The organism is Mongoliitalea sp., assembly GCF_054166905.1.
This window is the reverse complement of the sequence record NZ_JBSZCK010000015.1, coordinates 26,460-37,363: the sequence shown is the minus strand read 5'-3', so window position 1 is coordinate 37,363 and position 10,904 is coordinate 26,460. Positions and strand designations below refer to the sequence as shown.

The 10,904-nt window shown below is 38.9% G+C and carries 12 protein-coding genes; 8 read left to right on the top strand and 4 right to left on the bottom strand.

Features of this window, described 5'->3' with window-relative positions:
• Positions 1 to 13: 13 nt before the first annotated feature.
• Complete coding sequence (gene msrB / locus ACXIUD_RS05255; RefSeq protein WP_458051571.1) at positions 14 to 433, bottom strand: peptide-methionine (R)-S-oxide reductase MsrB; 420 nt, start codon at positions 431 to 433, stop codon at positions 14 to 16.
• 118 nt (positions 434 to 551) lie between these two features.
• Here msrB and ACXIUD_RS05250 point away from each other — a divergent pair, with 118 nt between their 5' ends.
• Complete coding sequence (locus ACXIUD_RS05250) at positions 552 to 1,313, top strand: hypothetical protein (protein ID WP_458051570.1); 762 nt, start codon at positions 552 to 554, stop codon at positions 1,311 to 1,313.
• Between the two features lie 450 nt (positions 1,314 to 1,763).
• Entirely contained in the window at positions 1,764 to 2,414 is a 651-nt protein-coding gene (locus ACXIUD_RS05245) for a hypothetical protein (RefSeq protein WP_458051569.1), read from the top strand.
• Here ACXIUD_RS05245 and ACXIUD_RS05240 read toward each other — a convergent pair.
• Positions 2,411 to 3,175: a DUF2490 domain-containing protein gene (locus ACXIUD_RS05240; RefSeq protein WP_458051568.1), complete on the bottom strand. Its 765-nt coding sequence runs from the start codon at positions 3,173 to 3,175 to the stop codon at positions 2,411 to 2,413. The two genes, ACXIUD_RS05245 and ACXIUD_RS05240, sit on opposite strands and share 4 nt — an antisense overlap.
• A 271-nt stretch (positions 3,176 to 3,446) precedes the next feature.
• Between ACXIUD_RS05240 and ACXIUD_RS05235 the strand changes: the two genes are divergently transcribed.
• The 3 genes from ACXIUD_RS05235 to ACXIUD_RS05225 all read left to right on the top strand — a co-directional run bounded on the left by ACXIUD_RS05235 (position 3,447) and on the right by ACXIUD_RS05225 (position 5,571).
• Complete coding sequence (locus ACXIUD_RS05235) at positions 3,447 to 4,088, top strand: DUF4136 domain-containing protein (RefSeq protein ID WP_458051567.1); 642 nt, start codon at positions 3,447 to 3,449, stop codon at positions 4,086 to 4,088.
• Between the two features lie 2 nt (positions 4,089 to 4,090).
• Positions 4,091 to 4,693 carry a hypothetical protein gene (locus ACXIUD_RS05230; RefSeq protein WP_458051566.1) on the top strand — a complete coding sequence of 201 codons (603 nt, stop codon included), beginning with the start codon at positions 4,091 to 4,093 and terminating at the stop codon, positions 4,691 to 4,693.
• 74 nt (positions 4,694 to 4,767) lie between these two features.
• Positions 4,768 to 5,571, top strand: a complete 804-nt coding sequence (locus ACXIUD_RS05225; RefSeq protein WP_458051565.1) for a PhzF family phenazine biosynthesis protein — start codon at positions 4,768 to 4,770, stop codon at positions 5,569 to 5,571.
• Here the strand turns inward: ACXIUD_RS05225 and ACXIUD_RS05220 are convergent, their stop codons facing one another.
• Positions 5,572 to 7,005: an SLC13 family permease gene (locus ACXIUD_RS05220; RefSeq protein ID WP_458051654.1), complete on the bottom strand. Its 1,434-nt coding sequence runs from the start codon at positions 7,003 to 7,005 to the stop codon at positions 5,572 to 5,574.
• Between the two features lie 195 nt (positions 7,006 to 7,200).
• Positions 7,201 to 7,743 carry a hypothetical protein gene (locus ACXIUD_RS05215; RefSeq protein WP_458051564.1) on the bottom strand — a complete coding sequence of 181 codons (543 nt, stop codon included), beginning with the start codon at positions 7,741 to 7,743 and terminating at the stop codon, positions 7,201 to 7,203.
• Positions 7,744 to 7,778: 35 nt separating this feature from the next.
• On the opposite strand from ACXIUD_RS05215, the gene ACXIUD_RS05210 reads away from it, so the two are divergent.
• The 3 genes from ACXIUD_RS05210 to tyrS all read left to right on the top strand — a co-directional run bounded on the left by ACXIUD_RS05210 (position 7,779) and on the right by tyrS (position 10,900).
• Positions 7,779 to 8,900 (top strand): XdhC family protein, encoded by a 1,122-nt coding sequence (locus ACXIUD_RS05210; protein WP_458051563.1) that lies wholly within the window; start codon positions 7,779 to 7,781, stop codon positions 8,898 to 8,900.
• Complete coding sequence (locus ACXIUD_RS05205; RefSeq protein ID WP_458051562.1) at positions 8,893 to 9,486, top strand: nucleotidyltransferase family protein; 594 nt, start codon at positions 8,893 to 8,895, stop codon at positions 9,484 to 9,486. Before ACXIUD_RS05210 ends, ACXIUD_RS05205 begins: the two co-directional genes overlap by 8 nt.
• 121 nt (positions 9,487 to 9,607) lie before the next feature.
• Positions 9,608 to 10,900, top strand: coding sequence for a tyrosine--tRNA ligase (tyrS, locus tag ACXIUD_RS05200; RefSeq protein WP_458051561.1), 1,293 nt, complete (start codon positions 9,608 to 9,610; stop codon positions 10,898 to 10,900).
• Positions 10,901 to 10,904: the final 4 nt, after the last annotated feature.

The following is a 10,904-nucleotide window of genomic DNA, read 5'->3' as shown; positions in this document are numbered from 1 at the left end:
GCTGGTCAAATTCCTAGGATTCCTTTTTAAAATCCATGCTGACAGAATTGATACAATAACGAATGCCCCCTCGGTCTTTTGGTCCATCGGGGAAGCGATGACCCAAATGGCCACCACATTTCCCGCAAAGAATCTCTTCCCGAATCATAAAATGGGAATAGTCCATTTGTACATCGATCGCTTCAGGAGTAACAGGTTCGGTAAAGGAAGGCCAACCGCAACCGCTATCATATTTGGCACTGGAATGAAAAATTTCATTGCCACAGCCTTTGCATTCATAAATGCCTGTTTCCTTATTCAGGGTGTATGCTCCAGTGAAAGGACGCTCAGTTCCCTTTTCCCGAAGGATGTGATAACTGTGCGGATCGAGTATTTCCTGCCATTCTTCTTCAGATTTTTGGATTTCGTAGGTTTTGGGTGCTTTATTTTTCATGGTACAATTATTTATATCAAGACTGATAATTCACTCATTTTGTTGGTTGAATTTACGGCTTAATATCTTTTAACGCAGCATAATTTTAAAATTGAGGGATGCATCGTAATTTTCGTCCATGAAACGGTTGGTCTACATAGCAGTCTTTTTTTGCATACAACTGTTTGCTTTTCAGCTTGCTGCTCAAAGTATTACCGGTAACGTTATCGATGGAACAGACCGAGGGTTTTTAGAAAAAGTGTGGGTGATCAATTTGAGTAATCGGGATAGTAGTTTGACCAATGAGCGGGGTTACTTCAAAGTGAAGGGTTCTAAAGGGGATAGCCTCTTGTTTTTTAGGCAGCATTTTATACCCAAAAAATTACTGGTTGGCAATGATACCCATATTTTGACGGACATTTACTTGGATGCTCGTATGCTTCCTAGATTTGATGTATATGGGGAGGCTATTGTCATTCCTTTTCGGGCAGGCAATCAAAGTAGTATGCGTGGGTTAAGCGATAGACCTGCAGGACCGGGGAAAATTTACAGGGGAGTCTCGGGAAATGATGGTCTTTCACCCGGCTTTACCATTGATGGTCCCATATCTTATTTTATGAAGTCAGAACGCCAAAAGCGGGAATATGCCAGAAAGCTAGCCTTTATGGCAAGGCAGGAAGATTATTTGCGATTAATCCAATCCGATTCTGTCATGCAGGCTTTAAAAACGGAATTCAGGCTATCGGACAAGGATATGGATGATTTGATCATAGAATTCAATTTGGCCAATATCAGCCATCAGTTTTTGGATATGGATTACGATAGGGTGGAGCGGTTACTTTTAAATTTTTTGGAAAGCAGAACCCGTTATCGATTACAGCCTGGTACGGATAAAAAATAAAATCCGACCCAAAGAGTCGGATTTTACCTGTTTTGTTAGTCCCAAACAAATAGAATGTGGTGCCTGACTACCCAAAAATACCACCAACGAAGCTAAACCAATAATATTTCGAGGTAGTCAGGTCTTTTCCAGCATTAACCTATTGATGCTTACTGAGGATATTTACAGGTAATTGAAATCTAATGTTTCAAAACGATACATAAATTTATATTTAACTTTTCTATGAAATTCATTAGCTTTTTTTATGTTTTGTTTGTGCCTCCTACAGGGAAGGAGCAAAAATCACTAAATGAATTGGATTTATTCTTTTGAGCTCTTTGGGATTGATAAGCCTTCAGCCTTATTTTTAATATTGTTTAAGAGATTTTTGTCAGAATAAATAATAGCAATTGTATTAATAGTACCGAATAAGATTATATTTGGATTCTATTTTATTACTCAATTAGCACTATGAAAAAGATTATTTTAGCAATGTTGATTTTAGGCTTTGCCGCCTGTTCTCCTTCCACTAAGGTTACCAGATCGTGGACTAGTCCAGATAAAAATTATTCGGGTTATGATAACCTATTTATCGCTGTAGTTATCAGTGATATTACCAAGAGACAAATTTTGGAAGATGATATTCATGACAAATTGCTCAAGCTGGGTATAGAGTCCACACCGAGTAACCGGGTTATTCCGCCTAATTTTTGGAATAGTACGGATTTGACCAAAAATGAAATGATTCAAGCCATCAGAAAAGACAATAAAGATGCAGTGATGACTGTTTCGTTGGTTGATGTGCAAAATGAACAGCGTTATATTCCAGGTAATATGATGATGGGAGGCCCGATGATGATGGGTCCAGGAGCTTGGGGAATGGGAGCAAATTTTGGAGGTTTCTGGGGATGGAATCATCCGATGATGATGACTCCTGGGCATATTGTCAATGACAGAAAATACTTTATTGAAATCAATGTATACGACACCGCTTCTGAATTACTTATTTGGTCTGCACAGTCAAGAACATTGAATCCAAAATCTATGGAGAGGTTCTCTTCTGAGTTTTCAGAAATCGTATTGTTGAGAATGTTGGAAGAAGGGGTTTTGAAAACCTCTTAATGGATATGGTCGCTTGGAAATTCCTCGAAGGTTTGTGTTTTCCGGTTCCTCATAGCGTTTAAGTTAATGGATAACCAGAATACCGGTCCATGATTAATACGCACGGTCCCTGCATTGAGTGGAATATACCGTATGACATAGCCTAAAGAGTATGTGAAGTTTGCTTTAGTCAATTGACCTAACAGGTGGGTTCGATGTTCGTATCGAAATCCTCCTGTGCCAGGTCCACTTCGAAAAAGCGATTCATTCAAGAAAGCTGTTGCAAATCGTGTATTAGGGCTAATCAGTTCTCCAAAGTTATACCTGAGGGAATTGTTGAATCGCCAACGATGGTTAAAAGAGAATTCATCTGCCAAGGATTCTGTTCCCAAATCTTGAATAAATCGTGCATCGTATCGAAATCGAAAGCTAGTGCTCAATGCTCGTGTAGAGGGAACTCTGTACACGGTTTGCATCCAAGGCCTATGTTCAGACCTTCTCAATCGTCCTTCAGTAAAAGGGTCTCCCAATCGCAGATAGCCATAACCCACTGTGGTCACTAAGTTATCCGATAGATTATGAAATGTCAGACCTGTGCGATAGATAAAGAAAAGATCATTGACAAAATGCGCATCATTCCAGATAGCAAGTCTGTTAGAAATTTGAGTGGAGGTCATCACGCCCCACCATGTTTCATATGCAAAAGATACATCACGCTGTCCAAAACCTACTTTTTGGATACAAAGGAATATAAATACCAGAAATAGTCGAATTGTCTTCATTAATAAAGGCCCAACGATTAATTTTTTTAATAGTTGGGTCTTTTCTATAAAAATTATTTAAACACCAAATTAGGAGTTTTCTAAGTCTTCCTCTGATTCAATAGAGACCACTTCGTACATGTTTTTACCAGTACTAAAAGGATTTGAAATGCTTAACAGTAACTGTAGATTAAATTTTAAAAAAGTGTAATTGACTTGCTAATATTTTTAGAATTTGTGCAAGACATAAAATAAATTCCCATTATTTTGTGCAAATTTTAAAATCAGTATTATGAAGATTAACTTTTGGAGCCTAGCTGTTTTTGTCAGCTTGATTTCTGTTTCTTGCTTACCTAGCAACCGGCCAGATGATATTAGTGATCTCGCAGTAGTTTACACCAACTTCGATCCAGAGTTTCAATTCAATCAAGGCACAACATATGCGCTGCCTCCAAATATAATTATATTGAATTCAGAAGGGGTGACTCCAGGGGAACGGCCACCTACCATAGATTTTGTAGCCAATCAGCAACTGCTAAATGTGATACGAAACAATATGAATGCCAGGGGATTTACTCAAATTAATATCCAAAACCAGCCTGACTATATCCTTTTTCCTAGTGTCACAACTGAAGGAAGGGAAATTTTCTTTGATTATGACTCTCAATTTTGGACATGGTGGTTTCCCGAATTGGGGCCAGGTATCAGATTCCAGTATCCTAATTTTAACCCGCTGATTAATAATTCCTTTAATACAGGAACCTTATTGATGCAATTAGTAAACAATAGAAACCGTACCTCAAATGCGCCTCTTGCGGTTCATTGGGTTGGGGTTGTAAATATGGGATTAAGTCAATCCATTTCTGATAATACATCACGTGCGATTCAAGGTATCAATCAAGCATTTAATCAAACTCCAGCTATCTCCAGGTAATCATGAGAAATCTATTCATCATTTTCGTCTTTTTCATACTTATTGCTGGACCTTTTGGATTACAAGCGCAAAATGGATCCATCATTGCTATAAATTATGCTCCCGCTTTACCACTTGGCAACACTGCTAATTTCACATCCAATTTTACTGGCAGGGGAGTGAGTTTTGAAACTTATTTTATGAAAACCAAAAACTCTGGTTTTGGAATTGAACTTGTTACTAACGGGTTTGCGGATAAGCGGATGAATGAGAGCATCAATGCAGGTACAGTAACGGTGACTGGAAATCAATTCAGAGCTGTTTCGGCTACCTCCATCATGCCTTCCTACATATTTGTGATAGGCGACCACAGTACCTTTAAACCTTATCTTTCTTTGGGTACTGGCCTAAGTTTTTTGACTCATCAAAGCGATATGGGGATTTTCGTTCAGCGAGAAACAGCTACCCAGTTTGCATTAAGACCTGAGCTGGGTGCAATGTTTAAAATTAGTGATTATGTAGGAATCAAAGTTTCCTCAAAATATTATCAAACTTTTGGAAGCGAGGCTATGGATGCACAGTCATTTGTGGGCTTCAACCTTGGGTTTGTAATGCTCAACTTCTAATTCATAAAAGTTTTTTATTGGAGATAAGAAGGAGTAAGATTAGAGGAAAATAAAGTAGTTTACTGTTAATTTTTATGAAAATCTTTCAAATTGATGCATTTACTGATACCGTTTTCGGAGGTAATCCCGCTGCGGTAGTACCCCTACAAGTTTGGCCATCAGACGAGCTATTACAATCTATCGCTTTAGAAAATAACCTTTCAGAAACGGCATTCTATATTCCTCAAGGAGAAGGATTTGAGTTACGTTGGTTTACGCCAACTACTGAAGTAGCGCTTTGTGGTCATGCAACCTTGTCTGCTGCCCATGTGTTGTTTGAGGAACTAGGATATGGGAGGGACACCATTGAATTTTATTCAAGGTATTCGGGGACTTTGTTGGTTAAGCGTTCAGAACATGGAATGACTTTGGATTTTCCAGCTGATGAACTTGATGAAATCCCTGTGAATGAGGATTTATATAAACCTTTTTCAAAAATGCCAATCCAAGCTTTTAAAGGCAAGACAGATATTATTCTAGTATTTGATTCGGAAAAAACCATTCAAAACTTAGATGTCTCTATGGCTTTAATTAGTGCCATTGAGGCTAGGGGAGTGATTGTTACAGCCCCTGGAGAAACCGTAGATTTTGTTTCCCGTTTCTTTGGTCCACGGGTAGGCGTTCCCGAAGATCCAGTCACAGGTTCAGCCCATACAAGTTTGACAGTACTTTGGAATCAAAATACCCAAAAAACTAGTTTTAAAGCAAAGCAACTTTCCAAAAGGGGAGGGAAGCTTTCCTGTGAACTCCATAATGACCGCGTGTTGATTACAGGTATGGCAGTGACTTATATGAAAGGGGAATTGAATTTAGAATTAGGAATGAAGAATGAAGAATGATCAAAATGGATATTCAAACAAATCCAAGCCCCAAATCAAAGGAAGTATATATCTTGTAATCAGTGCGATAACCAATACGGAGAAGATATTTAACCAAAAACCTGCACGCATCATATCCTTGATTTCCAGGTAACCGGAACCGAAGACGACTGCATTGGGGGGGGTAGCAACAGGAAGCATAAAAGCACAACTGGCTGCCATAGTCGCACCAAACATTAATCCAAATGGATGCACACCCATGGATAAGGAAACAGCTGCCAAAATAGGTAATAACATGGAAGCAGTGGCAACATTGGAGGTTATCTCTGTAAGGAAGTTGACTGCCAGAACGATGATGAGTAAAAATAAGCCAAAGGCCATAAAGTCCAAGAATACAAACTGACTTCCAATCCATTCAGCAAGTCCGGTTACTTTAAAACCTTCTGCCAAGGATAAACCTCCGCCAAATAAGATCAAGATACCCCAAGGAATTTTCTCAGCTGTTTTCCAGTCTAACAATTTCTCTGCTGGTTTAGAACTTGGTAGAACAAATAATATCAACACCCCAACTAAAGCGATGACCGTATCATCCAACCCGGGCAATAAATCATTGACCTTTTCAAAACTACGAGAGATCCAGGCCAAACTCACCAATAAAAAGACTAAACCTACCCGTTTTTCTTCATAGGATAGTGGCCCAAGAAGTTGTAATTGCTTGGAAATCTCCATTTTTCCAGCACTTAAATCGGACATCCCAGATGCAGCAGGAAAAGCAAGGTTGGTCAAATACCACCAACAAATGATTAGCAAAAATAAAGCGACAGGAAATCCATAACTCATCCATTGCCCAAAGCTAATTTCGAATCCATACAACTCTTTGATAACGCTTGCCAAAATAATGTTGGTAGGTGTTCCAATGAGGGTTGCTATACCTCCAATAGACGCTGCATAAGCGATTCCCAACATCAATGATTTACCTAAACTGCTTCCTTTTCTAAATTTACCTTCATTTCCATCCAGTTGAATGATGACAGCAATACCGATAGGAAGCATCATCAGGGAAGTGGCTGTATTGGAGATCCACATGGATAAAAAAGCCGTTGCAACCATAAAACCCAAAACTATCTTCTTAGAATCCGTGCCAATCCAATGAATGATTGTAAGCGCTATGCGTTTGTGTAAATTCCATTTTTCTATGGTTACAGCAATCATAAATCCGCCCATATACAATAAAACCATTTTATTGGAATATGCTTTGGCGACATCAGCGATGGGCAAGGTTTCTAAAAGCGGTAAAAGTACCAAAGGCAATAAAGAAGTTGCCGGAATAGGGATTGCTTCTGTAATCCACCAAGTGGCAATCCAAGCCGTCACTGCTAGCATCACCTGAGCCTCGGTAGGCATGCCAAACAAATCAGGCCATAACAAAATGACGAGAAAGAGTAACGGGCCCATCAAAAGCCCAATAGAGAAAGAAGGAAGCTTCAAAGATTTCAATGTCTTGTAATAGGCTAATGGGCTATGGTTAATCTATGTTAGGGACTTCAATGTAACTCTATTTAACATAATGTAAATTATATAACATCTATATCGTACGAAGTACCATGTACCAAGTATTTTCAAACTCAATAACTGCTCACTGTTCACTACTCACTCCTCACTATCCACTGCTAACTCTTCCAACTGCATCTGATAATCGTATTGCAAATCCTCGTGTAGCTTACTGATTAAATTCTCCGCCTTACGAAGCTGTGTGTTATACAGATTATGGATAACCGGATGACGATAACCCAAATAACCATATTCTTTGGTTTGCTGACAGAAAAATAAAATTAACTCCAATTGAAACTCTTTCCGCTTCGTAAACTTCAATAGTTTATTCAAAGTACTCCGAAGCTTTTGAAGAGATTTCTTACTTGACCAAAAATTGGACATAGACGCTCTGCCAAATTCTCCTTCTAAGAATTCCTTACTTTCAACCAAAAAGAAATTCTCATCTTGCTGTTCATGCAGCTTAAAATATGCATAGCGTTTATTATCCGTCGTAAAACCTATGATATCAAGCAGTAAATTTCGTAAATCCTTTTCGTCTAAATAATTTAACGATTTCTTTATTTCTGCAATTTTTGGATTGATCATGTGATGAATCTTGGATTGTTGGCTTAAATCTACAGCAAAAAATGAATTTAACATTGAACTAAGTTTTAAATAGCGCTATTTTTGAATCAATGAAAGAATTGAAAGAAATCATCCGACAGTATCACCTGTATGAATCACGAAAGGAAGCCTGTGCTCTAGCAACCGTTGTAAAAGTAGAAGGTTCAGCCTACAGAAGACCTGGTGCACGCATGCTAGTGTCTGAAAATGGCCAACTAACAGGTGCTATTTCCGGAGGTTGTTTGGAAGGTGATGCGCTAAGGAAAGCCCAAGCGGTTATATTCAAACAGCGCTCCAGCATCGTAATGTATGATACTACCGATGAGGACGATCAAAAATTTGGTGTTGGATTGGGTTGTAATGGTATCATTCATGTACTGATAGAGCCAATCGATTTCAACGATGCCACCAATCCTATTAAATTGCTTGAAAAAGCAGTCTCCAAAAGAGAAACTGCCATAGTTTTAACGCTTTTTGACTTAGATCCAACATCACAAAATCAAGCAGGAACGATCGCCTGTTTGTCCAAAACAGAATCGCTCTTTCAATCTTCAAAAGAGCTTTTAAAGAGGTTCAATCAATTTTTAACTAATCATATTGAATACACTGATATTCAATCACCTACTATTATAAAAATAACTGATGAAGAGGAGCTTTTTTGCTTGATTGAACCCATTTCCCCTCCTGTTCATATTCTCTTGTTTGGTGCCGGCAATGATACGATCGCCATTACTCAGTTTGCTGCCATTTTAGGTTGGGAAGTGACAGTGACGGATGGGCGAAAAACCCACGCAACCGCCGAACGATTTCCTTTAGCGAAAGAAGTTCGGGTTCGGCCAGCCTCTGAGGCATTGCATGGAATTGAAGTGGATACACATACAGTGGCACTTTTAATGACACACAATTTTGAATATGAGGCTACTCTTCTGGAAAGCCTACTGCCCCTACCCTTACCTTACATTGGAATACTTGGTCCAAAAAAGAAATCATTAAAGCTTTTTGAGCGCTTGGAGAAGCAAGGTGTAAGCATCCCACATGAGCGAATTTACGGACCAATGGGACTACATATTGGTGCAGAGGGTTCGGAGGCTATAGCACTATCCGCACTAAGTGAAGTAATGGCAGTATTGCAAAGGAAACCAGCTGGATTTTTGAGAGCTTTGGATGGCCCTATTCATGCAGACCATGAGTAATTTCGCAGCCATCATTCTAGCTGCCGGTGCATCCTCACGTCTTGGACAACCTAAGCAATTGTTGGAGTACCGGGGTAAAATGCTTCTTCAACATGCCATTGAAGCTGTGAGACCATTGGTAGGTGAGCAGTTTTTGGTAGTATTGGGTGCTTATGCAGAAAATATCCTTGAGGCATTTCAGGATACACCCTTTCCTTATATGATCAATGAGGCTTGGTCAGAAGGCATGTCAACTTCCTTGCATTTGGGCTTATCCACTCTTCTAAAAGAATACAACATTGATGGGATTTTCTTGTTAGTTTCAGATCAACCTTTTGTTGATAAAGAGTTAATTAATAGCTTAATTAACAAACATTTATCAAGTAAAAAGAAAATGGTTGCTTCTGCCTATTCCGATACTTTGGGTGTGCCTGCTTTTATCCATCGGGATTACTTTGAAGAATTGCTTTCACAACAAAAGGATATGGGTGCCAAGAAACTTTTTTTTAGGTACCCTGAAGATGTAGCCACTATACCCTTTCCTAAAGGGGCATTTGATGTGGACACGGCTGAGGATGTTTTCCGATTAAGGAATTTAGATTCCTAGCTTAATCCAAGTTAGTTTTAAAAAGGATGGACGAATTTAACTTGTTCAATTTTCAAAGCATAGAAAAGTATGTTTGGTTAACATAGCCTATATTTGCGCTTTCAAAAATTTAGTACTCAACATGAACAATTTTATAGAAGAATTACGCTGGAGAGGGATGCTTCAGGACATGACACCTGAGATTGAGGAACATTTAGCTAAAGGTATGGCTTCTGCTTATCTTGGCTTTGATCCCACAGCAGATTCTTTACATATTGGGCATTTGGTTGGTGTGATGACCCTTCTGCATTTTCAACGTGCCGGTCATAAACCTTATGCTTTGGTTGGTGGAGCAACAGGGATGATTGGGGATCCAAGTTTCAAATCCGCTGAAAGAAATTTGTTGGATAAAGCAACACTTGACCATAATGTGGCTTGTTTGCAACAGCAATTAGGCAAATTTTTAAATTTCTCCGAAGGAGCTTCCAACAAAGCCGAACTAGTAAATAACTATGATTGGATGTCCCAATTTAGCTTTTTGGAATTTATCCGTGATGTAGGGAAATACATTACAGTTAATTACATGATGGCTAAGGATTCTGTCAAAAGAAGATTGGAAGATGGAAATGGGCTATCTTTTACCGAATTTTCCTACCAATTGATTCAGGGTTACGATTTCTATCATCTGTGGAAAAATTCCAATGTCAGCATCCAATTAGGTGGTTCGGATCAGTGGGGAAATATTGTGACAGGAACAGAGTTGATTCGAAAAATGGAAGGTGGTGCTGCCTATGCATTGACAGTCCCCTTGATTACCAAAGCAGATGGTACCAAATTTGGAAAAACCGAGTCAGGTTCTGTATGGTTGGACCCTGAAAAAACATCTCCTTATAAATTCTATCAATTTTGGTTGAATATTTCCGATGAAGATGCGGCCAAGTATATCCGTATTTTCACAGTACTGGATCAAGTTACCATTGAAAAGTTGGAAGAAGAACATCAGGCAGCTCCTCACCTTCGTGCTTTACAGCGTGAGATTGCCAAACAAGTGACTATTATGGTACATGGAGAAGCTGAATATGAAATGGCCTTAAAGGCATCTGAGATACTATTTGGAAAATCTTCTACGGAGGATTTGGCGACCTTAGATGAGCGTACCTTTTTACAGGTATTTGAAGGAGTTCCTCAAGCTGAAATCTCTAAAGATTCGTATGATGCTTGTAGTTCATTGGTGGATCTTTTGTCAGAACAAACAGACTTTATCATTTTTCCTTCCAAAGGTGAGGCAAGAAAAATGATTCAAGGTGGTGGTGTGGCTGTGAACAAGGAAAAAATTTCTGACCCACAGGCTAAACCATCCTTTAGCTTGCTGCAGAATAAGTATTTGTTGGTTCAAAAAGGCAAAAAGAACTATTATATTGTGCAGATTAAGTAAAAAA

What these genes read in the sequence shown, in the direction of transcription:
- ACXIUD_RS05210 (WP_458051563.1), top strand. Translation starts at nt 7,779, where the DNA reads ATGAAAGAATTGAAAGAAATCATCCGACAGTATCACCTGTATGAATCA.
- msrB (WP_458051571.1), bottom strand. Translation starts at nt 433, where the DNA reads ATGAAAAATAAAGCACCCAAAACCTACGAAATCCAAAAATCTGAAGAA.
- ACXIUD_RS05220 (WP_458051654.1), bottom strand. Translation starts at nt 7,005, where the DNA reads ATGGGCCCGTTACTCTTTCTCGTCATTTTGTTATGGCCTGATTTGTTT.
- ACXIUD_RS05250 (WP_458051570.1), top strand. Translation starts at nt 552, where the DNA reads ATGAAACGGTTGGTCTACATAGCAGTCTTTTTTTGCATACAACTGTTT.
- ACXIUD_RS05245 (WP_458051569.1), top strand. Translation starts at nt 1,764, where the DNA reads ATGAAAAAGATTATTTTAGCAATGTTGATTTTAGGCTTTGCCGCCTGT.
- ACXIUD_RS05230 (WP_458051566.1), top strand. Translation starts at nt 4,091, where the DNA reads ATGAGAAATCTATTCATCATTTTCGTCTTTTTCATACTTATTGCTGGA.
- ACXIUD_RS05240 (WP_458051568.1), bottom strand. Translation starts at nt 3,175, where the DNA reads ATGAAGACAATTCGACTATTTCTGGTATTTATATTCCTTTGTATCCAA.
- ACXIUD_RS05225 (WP_458051565.1), top strand. Translation starts at nt 4,768, where the DNA reads ATGAAAATCTTTCAAATTGATGCATTTACTGATACCGTTTTCGGAGGT.
- ACXIUD_RS05235 (WP_458051567.1), top strand. Translation starts at nt 3,447, where the DNA reads ATGAAGATTAACTTTTGGAGCCTAGCTGTTTTTGTCAGCTTGATTTCT.
- tyrS (WP_458051561.1), top strand. Translation starts at nt 9,608, where the DNA reads ATGAACAATTTTATAGAAGAATTACGCTGGAGAGGGATGCTTCAGGAC.
- ACXIUD_RS05205 (WP_458051562.1), top strand. Translation starts at nt 8,893, where the DNA reads ATGAGTAATTTCGCAGCCATCATTCTAGCTGCCGGTGCATCCTCACGT.
- ACXIUD_RS05215 (WP_458051564.1), bottom strand. Translation starts at nt 7,743, where the DNA reads ATGTTAAATTCATTTTTTGCTGTAGATTTAAGCCAACAATCCAAGATT.